We start from the raw sequence: 18,220 nt of genomic DNA on the forward strand, positions 1-18,220 counted from the left end.
GCGGATGCACGACTCCACCACACTGCTCGTCGAAGTAGGCGCGCTGCTGCTGTTGCTGGGTGTCCTCGGCCGGCTCAGCCGCCGGGTCGGGCTCTCCCCGATCCCCCTCTACCTGTTCGCCGGGCTGGCGTTCGGGCATGGTGGGTTGCTTCCGCTCGCCGCCAGCGAGGAGTTCTTCGCGGTCGGCGCCGAGATCGGCGTCATCCTGCTGCTGGTGATGCTCGGCCTGGAGTACTCAGCCAACGAGCTCGTCGGCAATCTCCGCTCGGCGGCCCCGGCCGGCCTGATCGACGGGCTGCTGAACGCGTTGCCCGGCGCGGCATTCGCCCTCCTGCTCGGCTGGGACTGGGTCGCCGCCCTGGTACTCGGCGGCATCACCTGGGTCTCCTCCTCCGGGGTGATCGCCAAGGTCCTCGCCGACCTGGGCCGACTCGGTAACCGGGAGACCCCGGTGATCCTCTCGGTCCTGGTCATCGAGGACCTGGCGATGGCGCTCTACCTGCCGCTGGTCACCGCCGTGCTGCAGGGCGCCGGTCTGCTCGGCGGCAGCATCGCGCTCACCATCGCGGTGGGCACCGTGCTGGTCGTGCTGGTGGTCGCCATCCGGTACGGCCACCTGATCTCGTCCGCTCTGTCCGCAAAGGATCCGGAGGCGCTGCTCCTCGGCGTACTCGGTCTGACCCTGCTGATCGCCGGCGTCGCAGCGAAGCTGCAGGTGTCGGCGGCGGTCGGCGCGTTCCTGGTCGGTATCGCGCTCTCCGGTCCGGTGGCGCACCACGCGACCGAGCTGCTCTCGCCGCTGCGCGACCTGTTCGCCGCGGTGTTCTTCGTCTTCTTCGGCCTGGTCACCGACCCACGGGACATCCCCCCGGTGCTGTTGCCGGCGCTCGCGTTGGCCGTGGTCACCATGGCGACCAAGACGCTGACCGGCTACCTCGCGGCCCGCCGGGTCGGCATCGCCGAACCTGGTCGTTGGCGGACCGGCCTCGCACTCGTACCCCGGGGTGAGTTCTCCATCGTCATCGCCGGGCTCGCGGTGGCCGCCGGGAGCGTCGAGCCGCGGTTGGCTGCGCTGGCCGCGACGTACGTCCTGATCACCGTGGTGACCGGGCCGATGCTGGCCCGGTTGCCGGACTTCCCGTGGTTCAAGCGGTGGCTGCGCAACCGCGCCGCGGCCCAGCGGCGGGACCAGATACCGGTCGGCGACTGACCTTCTGCCGTCGCTGCCGTGGCCCGAACCGCGCGGCAGCGACGGCGTCGGGGTGCGCCCAACCGTCCGGTCGACCCGGCCAGGCCAACGGGTTGCCGAATTGCCGCCCGCAGGTACTTCCGCAGCACCCGGCGGCGGGTTACCGTTTCGCCCCAGCAGCCACGGTCCGCAGGTGGTCAGTGCCATCGCGGGCGAAAGCGGAAGGTTGGCCGGTGAGCGTGCAAGAGTCGACGTTCCACGGCTTCGCCAACCCCGTCGATCCGACTCCGGCGGAGTTGCGAGCTTGGGCGTACCAGCCCAATTCTGTGCCGTTGGCTTCCATGCCACCCGACTGGGACCTACTGGTCTCCGGTGACCGGCTGGTGCTGACGCTCTTCGAGTTGGCGATGGACACCACCTGTCCGGCCCGTCGCTTCGCCCTGCACTGCCTCTACATCTACGCGGCCGACGGCATCCGGACCAACTTCCGCGCACACCCGAAGCGCCGCTTCCGCAAGCTGGTCGAGCAGGCCGAGCGCGACGGCGACGAACTGATGAAGGTCTGGGCGCACAACGGCCGGGTGCTGCTGGCCCGACCGGATCTCTTCGTCTACCGGGACTGGTGCGAAGGCGGCCTGGTCCGCGAAAACCGCCGCCTGGGCTGACCCGCCGCCCCTCCTCGTCGCCGCCCCTCCTCGCCGCCGCCGCCCCTCCTCGCCGCCGCCGCCCCTCCTCGCCGCCGCCGCCCCTCCTCGCCGCCGCCGCCCCTCCTCGCCGCCGCCGCCCCGCCCTCGCCGCCCGCCGCCCCTCCCCGTCGATCTAGGGGAAATCCTCGTCGATGGATCTCGGCGCACGGCGATATGCCCTAGATCGACGGGGCGGGGGCGCGGGGGCGGGGCGGAGGCGGGGCGGGGGCGGAGCGGGGGGCGGGGGGACAGGCGGCGGGGCGGGCGGCGTTGTATGCGAACGGGCCGGGACCCCCCGTGGGTCCCGGCCCGCACGTCGGTTACCGGTCAGTCCTGCTTCCGCTGGGCTTCGGCTCGGCCCTGGTCGACGCCGTGGTCGACCTGGTCGGCGAACCGCCCTTCGATGATCCGATCCCGGAAGCTTCCCTCGGTCACCTTCTCGAACTTCGCGCGGACGGTGTTCGCCAGGTTTTCCAGCCGCTCCTCGGTCTGCTGGGCGACCTTCTTCGCCGGCTCCGTCATCGCTCCCCCTCGCCCATGCCGTAAGTCCGGATTGAGCTAATAGGACCCGTATCGACAGGCTAACGGAAGCGGCCCGGCCCGCGCCGGAAAATCCGGTGCAGGGCCGGGCCGAAGGATCGGAACCGGGTGAGCGACGGGTCAGCGGTCGGGCATCCGGCGGGGCCGCCAGACCACCAGCGCCGTGGAGGTGCGGTTGGTCGGCACCAGATCACGGCCCGGGAAGCGGGCCAACGACTCCAGTTCGGCCACCCGGCGGTACGCGGCGTCCAGCTCCGCCTCCAGCCGGGCCACCCGCTGCTGCGCCTGTTCCAGTAGCCGCTCCAGCCCGATGATCCGCTTGACTCCGGCCAGGTTGATCCCGTCATCCTGGCTGAGTCGCTGCACCTCGCGCAGCAGCACCACGTCGCGGACGCTGTACCGGCGCCCACCGCCGGTCGCCCGACCGGGCTGCACGAGCCCCAGCCGGTCGTACTGGCGCAGGGTCTGTGGATGCATCCCCGCCATGCGTGCCGCGACCGAGATCATCAGCACCTTGGCCTCGTAGGCAGGGTCACCCGAACCGAGGAACTCGCCCGACATCCCGCTCACCTCCGCGTCCATCCCACCGGACTAACTAAACCGACGTACCCGTGCGTCGAGATGTTCCCGTGCCGCCGGCGAACTCTGCTCCGCGAACGACTCCAGCGCAGCCCGCGCCTCGTCGGAGACCTGGGCCGGCACCACCACGTCGAGCGTGACCAGCAGATCACCGGCCTGCCCGTCGCGGCGGACCACGCCCTTGCCCCGGGCCCGCAGCACCCGACCGCTCGGCGTACCCGGCGGGACCCGCAGGGTCACCGCGCCGTCGAGCGTGGGCACCCGCAGGTCCGTGCCGAGCACGGCCTCCGCGAAGGTCACCGGCACGGTCAGCGTCAGGTCGTCGCCGGTACGCCCGAACAGCTCGTCCGGCCGGACCTTGACGTGCACGAACAGGTCACCGGTCGGACCGCCACGCTCACCCGGCTCGCCCCGCCCCGCCAGCCGGATCCGCTGACCGTCGGCCACGCCGGCCGGGAAGCGCACATTCATCGTGCGGGTCTTGGTGACCCCGCCACTGCCGTGGCACTCGGGGCACTTCTCCTCGACCACAGTGCCGACGCCCTGGCAGGCGCGGCACGGCTCGGAGAAGCTGAACGAGCCCTGATTGCGGGTGGTCACACCGGCACCGTGGCAGACCGGGCAGGTACGCGGCTGGGTGCCGGGCTTGGCACCGTTGCCGTGACACGTGTCGCAGACACCCGGAGCGCGCAGCGTCAGCGGCAGGGTCACGCCGCGTACCGCGTCGCCGAAGTCCAACGCGACTTCGGTCTCCACGTCCCGGCCCCGGGCCGGACCGCGTGGAGCGGCCTGGCCGCCGGCCGATCCGCCGGAGAAGATCGAGCTGAACAGGTCCTGGAAGCCCGCCCCGCCGAAGCGGCGGTCACCGCCCCCGGCGCCACCGCCGAACATGTCGGAGACGTCGAAGGGCACGCCGCCCTGACCCCCGCCCCGGGCGTTGCGCCGGAACGCACCCGAGCCGAACAGCGAGCGCATCTCGTCGTACTCCCGGCGGCGGCCGGTGTCCGACAACACGTTGTACGCCTCGGACGCGGCCTTGAACCGCTCCTCGGCCTTCGGGTCGCCCGGGTTGTGGTCCGGGTGCGACTCCCGGGCCAGCTTGCGGTACGCCTTCTTGATGTCGTCCGCGGAGGCGGCCTTGTCCACGCCGAGCACGGCGTAGAAGTCCTTCTCGAGCCAGTCCTTCGAACTCACCGGTCCACCCCCTTCCGACCTTCGCGGGCCGGCCGTCCCGCCCACCGCGACACGGCGGACGGGACGGCCCGGTCACCGTCTGGCACTATTCCGGATCCGCGACCGCGACCAGCGCGGGCCGCAGCAGCCGCTCACCGAGCTGGTAGCCGCGCCGCATGACCTGCACGCAGGTCGGCTCGCTGACCTCGGCCGAGGTCTGGTGCGCGACCGCCTCGTGCCGGGTCGGGTCGAACGGGTCGCCCTGCTCGCCGAACGGGTTCAGGCCGAACTTGCCCAGCGCGGTGGTGAGCTGTTCCGCCACCGTGCCGAACGGCCCGACCAGGTCGCCGTGTTCCCGGGCCCGGTCCAGGTCGTCGAGGATCGGCAGCAGCGCGGCCAGCACCGAGCCGGTCGCCTGCTCCTGCACCAGGCTGCGGTCCCGGTCCACCCGCTTGCGGTAGTTGGCGTACTCCGCCGACACCCGCTGCAGGTCCCTGGTCCGCTCGTCCAGCTCGGCCCGGAGCGCCTGCAGCTCCGCGCCGAGCGACGTGCCGTTGCCGCCGCCGTCCACCGGCTGCGCCGGGGCGTCGACCACCGCCGGACCGGACGGCTCCGGCCCGTCGGTCGAGTTGACCTCGGCCTCGATCTCGTCGACCACGATCTCGGCGTCCTCGACCAGACCCTCGGCCGGGACGTCGATCTCGGCGTCGGCGGCAACGCCCTCGGGCTCCGAGGTGTCACTGATCTTGCGCTTGTTGCGGATGACGACCCGCTCCCTGTCGCCGGTGGCCGGCTCGGTGGGCGCGGAGCCACCCGGCGCCGACCCGGTGTCGCCCGGGTCGGCGACTCGTGGCTTCTGCGTCATGCGGCTACCTCATCCCCTTCGCCGTGGACACGTGCCGGAGGCCGACGGTCACTTCTTGCCGTCCTCGTCCACGATCTCCGCGTCGACCACGTCGTCGGCGCCACCGGCGGCGCCGGCCTGCGGACCGGTCGATCCGGTCGCACCCGGGCCGGCCTGGTCACCCGGCTCCTGGCCCTGCTCGGCCTGCTGCGAGTAGAGCAGCGAACCGGCCTCCTGGGAGACCTGCGCCAGCCGCTCGTGCGCCGACTTGATCTTCTCGATGTCCTGGCCACCGAGGGCGCCGCGCAGCTCGCCGAGCGCCTCGTTGAGCTTCTCCCGGTTCTCGCTGGGCAGCTTGTCGCCGCTCTCGGCGAGGAACTTCTCGGTCTGCCACTGGAGCGCCTCGGCCACGTTGCGGGTCTCGGCGTCGTCGCGGCGACGCTTGTCCTCCTCCGCGTGCTCCTCGGCGTCCCGGCGCATGCGCTCGATGTCGTCCTTCGGCAGCGACGAGCCGCCGGTGATCGTCATCTTCTGTTCCTTGCCGGTGCCCAGGTCCTTGGCGTGCACGTTGACGATGCCGTTGGCGTCGATGTCGAAGGCGACCTCGATCTGCGGCACGCCGCGCGGCGCCGGCGGGAGGCCGGTCAGCTCGAAGGTGCCGAGCTTCTTGTTGTAGGCCGCGATCTCCCGCTCACCCTGGAAGACCTGGATCAGCACCGACGGCTGGTTGTCGTCCGCCGTGGTGAAGACCTCGGAGCGCTTGGTCGGGATCGTGGTGTTGCGCTCGATCAGCTTGGTGAAGATGCCGCCCTTGGTCTCGATGCCCAGGCTCAGCGGGGTCACGTCGAGCAGCAGGACGTCCTTGACCTCACCCTTGAGCACACCGGCCTGCAGGGCGGCGCCGACGGCGACGACCTCGTCCGGGTTGACGCCCTTGTTCGGGTCCCGGCCGGTGAGCTGCTTGACCAGATCGGTGACGGCGGGCATCCGGGTCGAGCCGCCGACCAGGATGACGTGCTCGACGTCGGAGATCTTGATCCCGGCGTCCTTCACGGCCTGCTCGAACGGGCCCTTGCAGCGGTCCAGCAGGTCCTGCGTCATCCGCTGGAACTCGGCGCGGCTGAGCGTCACGTCCAGGTGCAGCGGGCCGGCCGAGCCGGCCGTGATGTACGGCAGGTTGATGTTGGTGGTGGTGGCGGCGGACAGCTCGATCTTGGCCTTCTCGGCGGCCTCACGGAGCCGCTGCAGGGCCATCTTGTCCTGACCCAGGTCGATGCCGTGCTCACCACGGAACGTCTTCACCAGGTGGTCGATGATCCGCTGGTCCCAGTCGTCGCCGCCGAGGTGGTTGTCACCGCTGGTCGACTTGACCTCGATGACGCCCTCGGCGAGCTCGAGCAGCGACACGTCGAAGGTGCCACCGCCGAGGTCGAAGACCAGGACGGTCTGCTCCTTGGAGCCCTTGTCCAGCCCGTACGCCAGGGCGGCGGCGGTCGGCTCGTTGACGATCCGCAGCACGTTGAAGCCGGCGATCTCACCGGCCTCCTTGGTGGCCTGGCGCTGGCTGTCGTTGAAGTAGGCCGGAACGGTGATCACCGCGTCGGTGATCTGCTCGCCCAGGTACGCCTCGGCGTCCCGCTTGAGCTTCATCAGGGTCCTGGCCGAGATCTCCTGCGGGGTGTACTTCTTGCCGTCGATGTCGACGGACCAGTTCGTGCCGACCTCGCGCTTGACCGACCGGATGGTCCGATCCGGGTTGGTCACTGCCTGGCGCTTGGCGACCTCACCGACGAGCACCTCGCCGTTACGGGCGAACGCGACGATCGACGGGGTCGTCCGCGAGCCCTCAGCGTTGGCGATGACGGTGGGCTCACCGCCCTCGAGAACGCTGACGCAGGAGTTCGTCGTGCCGAGGTCGATACCGACCGCACGTGCCATCTTCGCTTCCTCGCTTCGTAAGGTTGAGCAGGTGGCGGGCACCGCCCGCGTGCTGCTGGCGGGCGCCGCCCGCAGCGGGCCACACCACAAGTTGAGTGAACCGGACTCAATAGTGCCACGCTCCGGCGAATCGTCAAGTTGAGTTGAGCCAACCCGACGCAACCCACCCGTTATTACCGTCCGGTTGTCTTCCCTTGCATCGGTCGGGCACGCTTTAGCGGTGACGACGTCCGGCGATCCCGCCACCCGTTCCGGCGCGCCCGCCGTCGCAGCCCGCACCGGCCCGCCGGACGCCGCGGAGGAGCCGCCCGCCACCACCGGGGACGACACCCTTCCGGGTGCGCTGGCGGGCCTCCGGGCGGCGATCGGTGCGACCCGGTATCCGCTCGCGCTGCCCTCCGCCCAGCAGGCTCGGCACGCGGCCACGACTATCACCGACCAGCTCGACGACTATCTGCTGCCCCGCCTCGCCCGGCTCGACGCCCCGCTGCTCGTGGTGGTCGGCGGCTCGACCGGCGCGGGCAAGTCGACCCTGGTCAACAGCCTGGTCAAGGCCCGGGTGAGCGCGGCCGGCGTGCTCCGGCCGACCACCCGCTCGCCGGTGCTGGTCTGCAACCCGGCCGACTCCACCTGGTTCCGCCAGGGCGATCTGCTGCCCGGCTTGACCCGCACCACCGAGCCGAGCGACGACCCGCACGCCCTGCACCTGGTCACCGCCCCGGCCCTGCCCCCCGGGCTGGCCTTCCTCGACGCTCCGGACATCGACTCGGTGGTCGACGCCAACCGGGCGCTCGCCGGCCAGTTGCTGGCCGCCGCCGACCTCTGGCTCTTCGTCACCACCGCCGCCCGGTACGCCGACGCGGTGCCCTGGGGGCTGCTGCGCAGCGCCCGGGCCCGGGGCGCGGTGATCGCCATGGTGCTGGACCGGGTGCCCCCGGAGGCCAGTGACGAGATCGCCGCGCACCTGGCCGAGATGCTCGCCGAGCAGGACCTGGGCCGGGCGCCGTTGTTCGTGCTGCCGGAGACCTGGGTCGACGGTCAGGGGCTGCTGCCCGAGCGGGTCACGGCACCGCTGGCCGACTGGTTCGCCCGGCTCGCCGCCGACGTCGACGCCCGGGCCGCCGTCGTCCGGCAGACCCTGGACGGCGCGCTCGCCGCGTTGCACCCGGCCATCGAGGAGTTGGCCGACGCCGCGGACGAGCAGGTCGCCGCCGCCGACGGGCTGGACGAGCGGGTCCGGGCCTCCTACCGGGGCGCGGAACGGATCATCGAGCAGGGCCTCCAGGACGGCCGGCTGCTCCGCGGCGAGGTGCTCGCCCGCTGGCAGGAGTTCGTCGGCACCGGCGAGTTCTTCCGCACCCTGGAGGCACGGATCGGGCGACTGCGGGACCGGGTCGTGGCCGCCGTCACGGGCCGGCCGGCACCGGCCACCGAGCTGCGCAACGCCATCGAGTCGCAGTTGGTCACGCTGCTGCGCGGGGTGGCTTCCGAGGCCGCCGAGGGCGCGTACACGGCGTGGAAGGCACATCCGGCGGGTGCCGGGCTGCTCGAGCCTGCGCTCGCCCACCCGAGCGACGACCTGCCCGACCGCGCCGAACGGCTGGTCCGGGACTGGCAGCGCGGCGTGCTGGAGCTGGTCCGGGTCGAGGGCGGCGACAAGCGGTTCGTGGCCCGCACCGCCGCGTACGCGGTGAACGCCACCGGGCTGGCCGTGATGGTGGCCGTGTTCGCGTCCACCGCGTTCATCCCGACCGGGCTCGAGGTGGCTGCGGGAGCGGGCACCACGGTCGCCGCCCAGGCGGTGCTCCAGGCGATCTTCGGTGACCAGGCGGTGCGTACCCTCGCCATCAAGGCCCGTGTCGACCTGCTGGACCGGGTGCGGACGCTGCTCGACGCGGAGGCCGCCCGCTACCTGGACCGCACCGCTGACGCCCGGCCCGCCGCGGACGCCGCCACGGGGCTGCGGTGGGCCGCCGGCCGGGTCGAGGTGGCCCGGCACCGCAGTGGCCTCGCCACCGGCGACGAGGAGGTCCGGTGACCAACATCACCGGTCGGGTTCGCGAGGCGTTCCGCGGTGACCAGCGGATCGATCCCGACGCGCTGATCGCCCGGTTGGAGGCGGTACGCCGGTTCCTGACCGCTGCGGACGGCCTGCTGCCGGACGCCGATCTGGTGCCCGCGCACACGCTGGTCGAGCGGGCCGGCACCCGACTCGCGCTGTCCCGGGACCACACCGTGGTCGCCCTGGCCGGCGCCACCGGCAGCGGCAAGTCCAGCCTGTTCAACGCGCTGGCCCGACTGGAGCTCTCGCCGGTCGGGGTGCGCCGGCCCACCACCGGTGTCACGCACGCGTGCGTGTGGGGGGCGCTGGAGGGCGCCAGCCGGCTGCTCGACTGGATCGGCGTACTGCCCCGGCACCGCTTCATCCGGGAGAGCGCGCTCGACGCGGACGACGAGAGCGCCCTGCACGGGCTGATCCTGCTCGACCTGCCCGACTTCGACTCGGTGCAGCGGTCCCACCGGCTGGAAGTGGACCGGCTGCTCGGCCTGGTCGACCAGGTGGTCTGGGTGGTCGACCCGCAGAAGTACGCCGACCGCGTGATCCACGAGAGCTACCTGCGTGAGTTCCACCGGCACCGGGACGTCACCCTGGTCGTGCTCAACCAGGCCGACCGGCTGCCCACGGCCGAGCTGCCCCGCGTCCTCGACGACCTGCGCCGGCTGCTCGACACGGACGGGCTGACCGGCGTACCGCTGCTGGCCACCACCGCCATCGACCCGGCCGGGATGGTCGGGCTGCGCACCGCGTTGGAGCGGACGGTCGCCGAGCGGCAGGCGGCGCTGCGCCGGCTCGCCGGTGACGTCGACACGGTGGTCGCCGGACTGGACGAACTGGTCGGTTCGGCCCGGCCGGCGGGCGGGCCGGACGACGCGGCCGTCGGCGTGCTGAACCGGGCGTTGGCCGGTGTGGCCGGCGTGCCGGCGGTGACCGCGGCGGTGGAGCAGGCGTACCGGCACCGGGCCGGTGCGGTGACCGGTTGGCCGGTCGTCCGGGGCTGGCGACGGCTGCGGCCCGACCCGCTGCGTCGGCTGCACCTGCCCGGTCCGACCAGCGACCGGGCCGACCCGGCGGAGAGCCTGGTGGCGGCGACGTCGGTGCCGGACCCGACCGCTGCCCAGCGTTCGGCGCTCGGGCTCGCGATCCGCGCGGTGGCCGACCGGGCCGCCGCCGACCTGCCGGCCGCCTGGCCGGCCGCGGTGACCTCCGCCGCCCGGTCCCGCCTCGGCGACCTGCCGGACGCGCTGGACCGCGCGGTCGCCGGCACCGACCTCGGCCTGGGCGCTCGACCGCTCTGGTGGCGGCTGGTGGGCGGCGTGCAGTGGTTGCTCACCCTGGCCGCTCTGGTCGGGCTGGGCTGGCTGGTGCTCGGCTACGCGCTGCGGGCCCTCGGCCTGCCGGCACTGGACAACCCGATGGTCGGGCAGGTGCCGCTGCCCACCCTGCTGCTGCTCGGCGGCCTGCTGGCCGGGCTGTTGACCGCAACGCTGACCCGACCGGTGGTCCGCTGGGCGGCCCGCATGGCCCGGAGCCGCGCCGACCAGCGGCTGACGGCCGAGGTCGCCCAGGTGGGCGACGAGTACGTGCTCGCCCCGGTGCGGATCGTGCTGGGCTCGTACGCGCAGGCCCGCGACGCGCTCCGGGACGCCGCCCGCCGCTGACGCCCGCACGGCTCGCTACCGCTCTCGGTGCCCCCCGAGCGGCGTAGGGTCGGAGCATGGCCACGCCTCAGACCCCCTACGACGCGGTGCTGCACGCCGCACGCGACGTGACCAAGCTGGACTCCGCGCTGGACGCCGAGATGCTGGGCAGCGCACTGCTGGGCAGCGTCTACGCGATCGCGGAGACCGACCGCGACACCGCCGTCCGGCAGTTCGTCAGCGGGTTCCTCGTCGCCACCGCCCGCCGTCGGATCGCGGCGGCGACCACCATCCGGCAGGTCTTCGCCGCGCTCGTCCCGACCGCCGAGGGCACCGAGCGGGTGCGCCCGGGCAGCCAGGCTCCGGCCTGGGCGGGTCAGCTCGGCCGGGTGCACCTCACCGGCAGTTGGGCGTACGGCGACGTCTACGGCGACCAGACCTCCTACCTCGCCACCTTCGCCTACGACGACGCGGACGGCGGCCCCGAGCACGCGCTGGTGGCCCTGGTCGACCACAACATCGGGATCACCAAGGACGTCTTCATCGGCGGCCCGGCGGAACGGATCCTGGACCAGGTCCGGCAGATGTGCGCCGACGACGAGCTGACCTGGTTCCGCACCGAGGACCCGGCCCAGTTGCGCGGTGAGGTCGCCCGCCACCTCGCCGTCACCGACGACCTGGGCGAGTTGCCCGGCGAGGGCTCACTCGCCACCGACCGCGCGCTGGTCGGCGCCCGGCTGGCGGTCCTGCCCACCGCCGCCGGCCCCACCGGTCCGGCGGAGGTCGAGCCGCTCTCCGCCGCCGAACGCACCGATCTGGTCAGGCGGTTCCTGGCCGCGCCGGAGGCCGCCCGCTTCGGGCTGGACGCCGTCGACGGCGCGGAGTTGGCGTCACTGCACTTCTGCCTGAGCCTGCTGCTGGACCACTCGGCGACGTTCCCGGACGCTGACCCGATGCGGTGGAGCCCGGCGGTCTCCGGGCTCTTCCTGCTCGACTGGGTGCACCGCCGTGCCGTCCTGGACATGGACGACGCGGCGATGCTGCCCCGGGTGCTGCGCGCCTGGGCCCGGTACGCGTCGCGCCAGCGCGGGCTGCCCGAGGCGGCCGCGGCGCGGACCGACGAGGCAATCGAGGAGATGGTGCCGGAGTTCGCCCGGCTCTATTCGACCGGTGAGCGGCGCAGCCCGGCCACGGCCGCGGTGGCCCAACTCATGGCCGACGGGGTGGATCCGGACGACCCGGCCGCGCTGGACGCCTGGATCGAGGCGAACCGGCACCGCCTCGCCGACGACGGCGCCTGACGACGTGCCGGCCGGGCGGCACCTCGCCGTCCGGCCGGGCTCAGGCTGTCAGCGCAGCAGGCCGAAGACCACCCCGGCGATCAGTGCCCCGAGCACGCCGCCGGTCAGCACCTGCGCCACGGTGTGATCCCGCAGCCGGACCCGGGACCAGCCGACCACGGCCAGCAGCGGCGCGGCGACGAGCAGCAGGCTCCCGAAGGTCAGCACCAGGATGACGAGCGCGCCGCCGGCCACCGCCGAGTGGATCGACATCTTCCACCAGTGACTCACCGACACGGCGACCACCAGGCCGACCAACCCGGCCACCGCCAGCGCCAGCACCGGCCGGGGCGCGTCGAGCACCGCCAGCAGGGCCAACCCGGCGGCGACCGAGCCGAGGCCGACCAGCAGCGGCGCGCGGCGCTGCTCCCGCCGGCCGACGTGGTGGTCGGTGAGCCGACCGCGGCGCACCCCACCGACGATGTAGGCGAACGGGATGCCGGTGACGAAGAACGCGGCCAGCAGCCCCCAGGCCAGGCCGCGACCCCGTGAACTGTGCCAACCCACCGTGACCATCAGCAGCGACACCAGTACGGCCGGCGCCGTCAGCTCGGTGACCAGCCGGGCGATTCGCTGCCCCGGGCCGGGCCGGGTGGTGACCGGGCGGAGTTCCGCACCGCCGCCCACGCCACCCCCTCCGGTACGCGCCTACCGCCGATCACCGCGTCGGCCGTGCCTGATCGTCACCGTACCGCCGGAGTCGCCGTGGGGTGCTCGGGTCCGGGCAGCGGCGAGGGGGTGGTCGTGGGCGTCGGCGGGTCGGCGGGGGTAGTCGGAGCGGGCGGCGGCGTCGGGGCGAGCGTGCGGGGCCGGCTGGTCGGCGCGTCCGGGGTGGTGGACGGTGGAGGTGCGGTGGGCGGCACGGACCGGGTGGCGGTCGGCTCGGCGGTCGCGGTTGCGGAATCGGTTGCGGTCGGCGTCGCCGGATCGGTCTGGGTCGGGGTCGGGGTTGGGGTCGGGTCTGGCGAGCCGGTCGGGGACGGCACCGGCGACGGGCGCGGCGAGGGCGCTGCCGGCGGGGTGCTCCGGGTGGGTCGAGGCGCTGGTGGCGGGGGCACCTCCCAGCGGGCCGGCCACGGGTCCACCGCGGTCGGCTCGGGCCCGAGCGGCTCCGAAGCGCGTCGGGGAGCGGCGGGCAGCCACTCGGCCGTCGCGGTCGGGCCGACGCCGGGCGTACCGGGTGGAGAAAGCGCCGGCTGGCTGGTCATCGGCAGCGGGATCACCACCGGGCCGACCGACGGGGTCGGGAGAAACGGGGTGCTGGTGTCCGGCAGCGCGGTGCTGCCCGGCGTGGCCGAGCCCGCGCTGATCGCCGCGAGGATGGGCATCGAGGCGGTGCCGGCCAACAGGGCGACGGTGAGCAGGTAGCCGCGGGAGGGGCCGCCGACCCCGGGGGCGCGGTGCACGCCGACCACGCGGCGGTAGCCGCCTGCGGACCGGTGTCGACCGAGCGCCGGTGTGCCGGGACCGTCACCTGGCTCGTCCACCGCACACCCCTTGTCGTCGGTCGTCTGAGCGCCACAGAGCGCCGCCGGCGGGTGAATGCCGGCAAATCACCTGATCGGCGCGATCCTGCGGTAATCAGCCTCGCCCAGTTACCGTCCGTCAGCCAACCTCCACCGCGTGTCGACACGCGATCAAGACCGAACGGTGACGAACCATCGCCGAACGCCCGGTGATGGCGAGCCGACACGATGACGACAAACATCGTCAAATGGTGGGCGGTCGGAACGTGGGGCGGGCGTACTGTGGGCCGCCTCACCTGCTCTGCGAATATGGAGCACGACGGCAACGCAGCCGCGACCTCCGCGCACCCTCGCGGCAGGCGCGGTTGAGCGCCGGCGCTCCCGAACCGGGTTCGGCCAGAATCCGGCTCACGCCGCGCGGCAACCCCCACCGGGGCTAGGCGCGGCCGCCAGGAACCGGTCCGGCAGCAGCCGGACAGGCGCACGAGTTGCGCGCGGCCGGGTGACCCCCCGGTGCCGACGCAGACACGACAGGGAGAGACGGATGGCAAAGGGCGACCCCGGGGGCACCACCCGCAGCAAGCGGGCGGCTCCCCGCTCCAGGAAGGGCGCGGCCGGCGACCCCGGGCTGGTGCAGCTGCTCACCCCCGAAGGCGAACGGATCGAGAGCGCCACCGGGCCGGACGGCACCGAGTACCGCGTCGACTTCACCGACGAGGAGTACCGCGGGCTCTACCGCGATCTGGTGCTGGTCCGCAAGCTGGACGCCGAGGCGACCGCACTCCAGCGCCAGGGCGAGCTTGGCCTCTGGGCCAGCCTGCTCGGCCAGGAAGCCGCGCAGGTCGGCTCGGGGCGGGCGCTGCGGACGCAGGACATGGCCTTCCCGACCTACCGGGAGCACGGCGTCCTCTACTGCCGGGGCATCGACCCGATCATGCCGCTCGGCCTGTTCCGCGGCGTCGACCAGGGCGGCTGGGACCCGAACGAGTTCAAGTTCAACATGTACACGATCGTCATCGGCGCGCAGACCCTGCACGCGACCGGCTACGCCATGGGCATCACCATGGACGGCAAGACCGGCACCGACGACGGTGAGGCCGCGATCGCCTACTTCGGCGACGGCGCCACCAGCCAGGGCGACGTGAACGAGGCGTTCGTCTGGGCGAGCGTGTTCAACGCGCCGCTGGTCTTCTTCTGCCAGAACAACCAGTACGCGATCTCCGAGCCGCTGGAGCGGCAGACCCGCGTCCCGCTCTACCAGCGGGCCGCCGGCTTCGGCTTCCCCGGCGTACGGGTGGACGGCAACGACGTGCTGGCCTCGTACGCGGTCACCCGCACGGCGCTGGACAACGCCCGGCACGGGCAGGGCCCGAGCCTGATCGAGGCGTACACCTACCGGATGGGCGCACACACCACCTCGGACGACCCGACCCGCTACCGGATCGCCAGCGAGGTCGAGGCGTGGAAGGCCAAGGACCCGATCATCCGGGTCAAGGCCTTCCTGGAGAAGCAGCAGATCGCCGACGCGGCCTTCTTCGCCGAGGTCGACGAGCAGGCCCGCCGCGAGTCGGTGCACCTGCGCGAGCGGGTGCTCGACATGCCCAACCCGGAGCCGGTGTCGATGTTCGACCACGTCTACCCGAACGGGTCTCCGCTGCTCGACGAGCAGCGCGCGAAGTTCAGCCGCTACATGGAGTCGTTCGAAGGGAGCGCCCACTGATGGCCACGGAGACGCTCACTCTCGGCAAGGCTCTCAACACCGGCCTGCGCCGCGCCCTGGAGAACGACCCCAAGGTCATCATCATGGGCGAGGACGTCGGCAAGCTCGGCGGCGTCTTCCGGATCACCGACGGGCTGCAGAAGGACTTCGGCGACCAGCGGGTGATCGACACCCCGCTGGCCGAGTCCGGCATCATCGGCACCGCCGTGGGTCTGGCCATCCGCGGCTACCGGCCGATCTGCGAGATCCAGTTCGACGGTTTCGTCTACCCCGCGTACGACCAGATCGTGTCGCAGGTGGCGAAGATGCACTACCGCTCGGGCGGCAAGCTCAGCATCCCGATGGTGATCCGGATCCCGTTCGGTGGTGGCATCGGCGCGGTCGAGCACCACTCCGAGTCGCCGGAGGCGTACTTCGCGCACACCGCCGGCCTGAAGGTGGTGTCCTGCTCCAACCCGCAGGACGCGTACGTGATGATCCAGCAGGCCATCGCCTCGGACGACCCGATCGTCTTCCTGGAGCCCAAGCGGCGCTACTGGGAGAAGGGGCAGGTCGACCTGGACGCGCCGCTGTCCGACGCGTACCCGCTGCACTCGGCCCGGGTGGTCCGGCCCGGCACCGACGCCACCGTGCTCGCGTACGGCCCGATGGTGCGCACCTGCCTGGACGCGGCGACGGCCGCTGCCGAGGACGGCCGGGAGCTGGAGGTCATCGACCTGCGCTCGCTCTCGCCGCTGGACCTGTCCGCGGCGTACGAGTCGGTGAAGCGCACCGGCCGCGCGGTGGTGGTGCACGAGGCGCCGTCCAACATCGGCCTCGGCGCCGAACTGGCCGCGCGGATCACCGAGGAGTGCTTCTACTCCCTGGAGTCCCCGGTGCTGCGGGTGACCGGCTACGACACCCCCTACCCGGCCTCCCGGGTGGAGGAGGAGTACCTGCCCGATCTCGACCGGGTGCTCGACGCCGTCGACCGCACCTTCGGCTGGTGAGCGACATGTCCCGGATCAAGACGTTCAACCTGCCCGACCTGGGCGAAGGGCTGACCGAGGGCGAGATCCTGGCCTGGCTGGTGAAGGTCGGCGACACGATCGAGCTGAACCAGCCGATCGTCGAGGTGGAGACGGCGAAGGCGGCCGTGGAGATCCCGGCGAAGTGGGCCGGCCAGGTGCAGGCGATCCACCACCCGGAGGGCACCACGGTCGAGGTCGGTGCGCCGATCATCGCGATCGACACCGACCCGGGCGCCGGCCCGCTGGAGGCGCCGTCGACCACGGCCACGCCCTCTGGCGACCTGCCCACCCCGTCGGCTGCCTCGCTGGCCGCCGTGCAGGTGGCGCCGGCCGAGGGCATGGTCGAGCCGGGCCTGATCGGCGGCCCGGCTCCGGGTGGACGGACGGCGGTGCTGGTCGGCTACGGCCCGCGTACGACGGCCGCGAAGCGCCGCCCCCGCAAGGGTGCGGCCCCGGCGCCGGCGGCGGTTGTGGTGGCTGACAAGCCCGCCGCCACTCCCACGATTCCGGCACCGCAGGGCCCGGGTCGCAGCAACGGGGCGACCGGCGGACTGGTGCTGGCCAAGCCGCCGGTGCGCAAGCTCGCCAAGGACCTCGGCGTCGACCTGGGCACGCTGACCGGGTCGGGCCCGCTGGGCTCGATCACCCGGGAGGACGTGCAGCGGGTGGCGAGCGGGGCCGCGGTGGCCGAACCACCGACGGTGACGTCGGTGGCCACGAGCGCCACGAGCGCCGCGAGCTTCGGCGCGGACCGCGAGCAGCGCATCCCGGTCAAGGGGGTACGCAAGCTCACCGCCGAGAACATGTCCCGCTCGGCGTTCAGCGCCCCGCACGTGACGGAGTTCCTGACCGTGGACGTGACCCGGGCGATGAAGGCTCTGGACCGGCTGCGCGGCCGGCGGGAGTGGCGCGACGTCCGGGTCTCGCCGCTGCTGCTGGTGGCGAAGGCCGTGCTGCTGGCGGTCGAGCGTCACCCGATGGTCAACTCGACCTGGGCGGGCGACGAGATCGTGGTCAAGGAGTACGTCAACCTCGGCATCGCGGCCGCGACCGAACGTGGCCTGATCGTGCCGAACATCAAGGACGCCGGGCGGCTCTCCCTGCGGGAGTTGGCGGACGCGATGACCGGCCTCGTGCAGACGGCGAAGTCGGGGCGCACCTCGCCGGCGGACATGTCCGGCGGCACCCTGACCATCACGAACGTCGGGGTCTTCGGGGTGGACACCGGTACGCCGATCCTGCCGCCGGGCGAGTCGGCGATCCTGGCCTTCGGCGCGGTCCGGGAGATGCCCTGGGTGCACAAGGGCAAGGTCAAGGCACGCCAGGTCACCACGTTGGGTCTGAGCTTCGACCACCGGATCGTCGACGGTGAGCTGGGCTCGAAGTTCCTCCGCGACATCGGCGACTTCCTCGCCGATCCGGAGGCGGCGCTGCTCGCCTGGACCTGATCGTCCTGACGCCAGCCACGGCCGGTGTGCCACGGGTAAACGCCCGGCACACCGGCCGTGTCCGTTGGGCGACGAAACCATCGCCGGAGATGCCTGTTGACCTTTGATTGTTAGGCAGGTGTCTCAGCTCACCTAATAATCGATGGAAGTTGCCCGGGTTCTGCGGTTGAATAGACACATCAGGGGCTGACAACCGAATAGCCAGGGGGACCCACCAATGAGCATGATCGAGCGAATCCGCAACCACCGCGACGCCACCCGCCGCGCCCGTGCCATCGAGCACGCGCTGCGCTCCGCGAACTCGCCGGCGGTCCGCGAGGAACTCCTCGTCATCGCCCAGCGTCACATGAGCTGACGCTCCACAACTTCTCTCACCTCCTCCAGATCGATGGCCCATCCGGTTCGCCGGCTGGGCCATCGGCGTTTCGCCACCTCTTGACACCGGGATTCCGCCCCGCCGCAGCGCCCGGTACGGTGGGCTTCGGTCGTCGCCCGCGGCCGGCGTACGGGCCGAGCCGATAGAAGCTGCTCGACACCGACCGACAACGCGGAGTGACGGCCGGTGCTCCTTGGACGCCCCGCGCGGCC

16 protein-coding genes are annotated in these 18,220 nt (G+C 72.6%); 9 read left to right on the top strand and 7 right to left on the bottom strand.

Annotation, left to right across the window (positions count from 1 at the left end; all coding sequences use genetic code 11):
* The first annotated feature begins 4 nt into the window (after window positions 1-4).
* Window positions 5-1,210 carry a cation:proton antiporter gene (locus V6V47_RS05150; RefSeq protein WP_334626798.1) on the top strand — a complete coding sequence of 402 codons (1,206 nt, stop codon included), beginning with the start codon at window positions 5-7 and terminating at the stop codon, window positions 1,208-1,210.
* Between the two features lie 212 nt (window positions 1,211-1,422).
* Window positions 1,423-1,854, top strand: coding sequence for a hypothetical protein (locus V6V47_RS05155; protein ID WP_334626799.1), 432 nt, complete (start codon window positions 1,423-1,425; stop codon window positions 1,852-1,854).
* Between the two features lie 348 nt (window positions 1,855-2,202).
* Here V6V47_RS05155 and V6V47_RS05160 read toward each other — a convergent pair whose 3' ends face one another.
* The 5 genes from V6V47_RS05160 to dnaK form a co-directional block, all read right to left on the bottom strand.
* On the bottom strand, window positions 2,203-2,397 hold the full coding sequence (locus V6V47_RS05160) for a hypothetical protein (protein WP_334626800.1): 195 nt from the start codon (window positions 2,395-2,397) through the stop codon (window positions 2,203-2,205).
* Between the two features lie 138 nt (window positions 2,398-2,535).
* Window positions 2,536-2,976, bottom strand: a complete 441-nt coding sequence (locus V6V47_RS05165) for a heat shock protein transcriptional repressor HspR (protein ID WP_334627070.1) — start codon at window positions 2,974-2,976, stop codon at window positions 2,536-2,538.
* A gap of 30 nt (window positions 2,977-3,006) precedes the next feature.
* Complete coding sequence (dnaJ, locus tag V6V47_RS05170) at window positions 3,007-4,188, bottom strand: molecular chaperone DnaJ (protein ID WP_334626801.1); 1,182 nt, start codon at window positions 4,186-4,188, stop codon at window positions 3,007-3,009.
* A gap of 85 nt (window positions 4,189-4,273) precedes the next feature.
* On the bottom strand, window positions 4,274-5,032 hold the full coding sequence (gene grpE / locus V6V47_RS05175; protein ID WP_334626802.1) for a nucleotide exchange factor GrpE: 759 nt from the start codon (window positions 5,030-5,032) through the stop codon (window positions 4,274-4,276).
* Between the two features lie 48 nt (window positions 5,033-5,080).
* On the bottom strand, window positions 5,081-6,949 hold the full coding sequence (dnaK, locus tag V6V47_RS05180; protein WP_334626803.1) for a molecular chaperone DnaK: 1,869 nt from the start codon (window positions 6,947-6,949) through the stop codon (window positions 5,081-5,083).
* A gap of 220 nt (window positions 6,950-7,169) precedes the next feature.
* Between dnaK and V6V47_RS05185 the strand changes: the two genes are divergently transcribed.
* Genes V6V47_RS05185 through V6V47_RS05195 form a run of 3 tightly spaced genes read left to right on the top strand, consistent with a single transcriptional unit; the run spans window position 7,170 to window position 11,949 of the window.
* On the top strand, window positions 7,170-8,987 hold the full coding sequence (locus tag V6V47_RS05185; protein WP_334626804.1) for an ABC transporter: 1,818 nt from the start codon (window positions 7,170-7,172) through the stop codon (window positions 8,985-8,987).
* Window positions 8,984-10,669: a GTPase gene (locus V6V47_RS05190; RefSeq protein WP_334626805.1), complete on the top strand. Its 1,686-nt coding sequence runs from the start codon at window positions 8,984-8,986 to the stop codon at window positions 10,667-10,669. The genes V6V47_RS05185 and V6V47_RS05190 overlap by 4 nt, the downstream gene beginning before the upstream one ends.
* A gap of 56 nt (window positions 10,670-10,725) precedes the next feature.
* Window positions 10,726-11,949, top strand: a complete 1,224-nt coding sequence (locus V6V47_RS05195; RefSeq protein WP_334626806.1) for a hypothetical protein — start codon at window positions 10,726-10,728, stop codon at window positions 11,947-11,949.
* Window positions 11,950-11,997: 48 nt separating this feature from the next.
* On the opposite strand, the gene V6V47_RS05200 is transcribed toward V6V47_RS05195, so the two are convergent.
* Both V6V47_RS05200 and V6V47_RS05205 read right to left on the bottom strand, forming a co-directional pair.
* Complete coding sequence (locus V6V47_RS05200; RefSeq protein WP_334626807.1) at window positions 11,998-12,615, bottom strand: phosphatase PAP2 family protein; 618 nt, start codon at window positions 12,613-12,615, stop codon at window positions 11,998-12,000.
* Between the two features lie 56 nt (window positions 12,616-12,671).
* Complete coding sequence (locus tag V6V47_RS05205) at window positions 12,672-13,475, bottom strand: hypothetical protein (RefSeq protein WP_334626808.1); 804 nt, start codon at window positions 13,473-13,475, stop codon at window positions 12,672-12,674.
* Between the two features lie 523 nt (window positions 13,476-13,998).
* Here V6V47_RS05205 and pdhA point away from each other — a divergent pair.
* The 4 genes from pdhA (at window position 13,999) to V6V47_RS05225 (ending at window position 17,987) form a co-directional block, all read left to right on the top strand.
* Complete coding sequence (gene pdhA / locus V6V47_RS05210; RefSeq protein ID WP_334626809.1) at window positions 13,999-15,174, top strand: pyruvate dehydrogenase (acetyl-transferring) E1 component subunit alpha; 1,176 nt, start codon at window positions 13,999-14,001, stop codon at window positions 15,172-15,174.
* Entirely contained in the window at window positions 15,174-16,163 is a 990-nt protein-coding gene (locus V6V47_RS05215) for an alpha-ketoacid dehydrogenase subunit beta (protein ID WP_334626810.1), read from the top strand. The genes pdhA and V6V47_RS05215 overlap by 1 nt, the downstream gene beginning before the upstream one ends.
* 5 nt (window positions 16,164-16,168) lie before the next feature.
* Window positions 16,169-17,632, top strand: a complete 1,464-nt coding sequence (locus V6V47_RS05220) for a dihydrolipoamide acetyltransferase family protein (protein WP_334627071.1) — start codon at window positions 16,169-16,171, stop codon at window positions 17,630-17,632.
* Between the two features lie 217 nt (window positions 17,633-17,849).
* Window positions 17,850-17,987 (top strand): hypothetical protein, encoded by a 138-nt coding sequence (locus V6V47_RS05225; protein ID WP_167454674.1) that lies wholly within the window; start codon window positions 17,850-17,852, stop codon window positions 17,985-17,987.
* Window positions 17,988-18,220 lie beyond the last annotated feature (233 nt).

The sequence above is a fragment of the Micromonospora sp. CPCC 205539 genome (genome assembly GCF_036906815.1).
Taxonomy (GTDB): domain Bacteria; phylum Actinomycetota; class Actinomycetes; order Mycobacteriales; family Micromonosporaceae; genus Micromonospora.

What these genes read in the sequence shown, in the direction of transcription:
- V6V47_RS05150 (WP_334626798.1), top strand. Translation starts at nt 5, where the DNA reads ATGCACGACTCCACCACACTGCTCGTCGAAGTAGGCGCGCTGCTGCTG.
- V6V47_RS05160 (WP_334626800.1), bottom strand. Translation starts at nt 2,397, where the DNA reads ATGACGGAGCCGGCGAAGAAGGTCGCCCAGCAGACCGAGGAGCGGCTG.
- V6V47_RS05165 (WP_334627070.1), bottom strand. Translation starts at nt 2,976, where the DNA reads ATGTCGGGCGAGTTCCTCGGTTCGGGTGACCCTGCCTACGAGGCCAAG.
- grpE (WP_334626802.1), bottom strand. Translation starts at nt 5,032, where the DNA reads ATGACGCAGAAGCCACGAGTCGCCGACCCGGGCGACACCGGGTCGGCG.
- dnaK (WP_334626803.1), bottom strand. Translation starts at nt 6,949, where the DNA reads ATGGCACGTGCGGTCGGTATCGACCTCGGCACGACGAACTCCTGCGTC.
- V6V47_RS05195 (WP_334626806.1), top strand. Translation starts at nt 10,726, where the DNA reads ATGGCCACGCCTCAGACCCCCTACGACGCGGTGCTGCACGCCGCACGC.
- pdhA (WP_334626809.1), top strand. Translation starts at nt 13,999, where the DNA reads ATGGCAAAGGGCGACCCCGGGGGCACCACCCGCAGCAAGCGGGCGGCT.
- V6V47_RS05215 (WP_334626810.1), top strand. Translation starts at nt 15,174, where the DNA reads ATGGCCACGGAGACGCTCACTCTCGGCAAGGCTCTCAACACCGGCCTG.
- V6V47_RS05220 (WP_334627071.1), top strand. Translation starts at nt 16,169, where the DNA reads ATGTCCCGGATCAAGACGTTCAACCTGCCCGACCTGGGCGAAGGGCTG.
- V6V47_RS05225 (WP_167454674.1), top strand. Translation starts at nt 17,850, where the DNA reads ATGAGCATGATCGAGCGAATCCGCAACCACCGCGACGCCACCCGCCGC.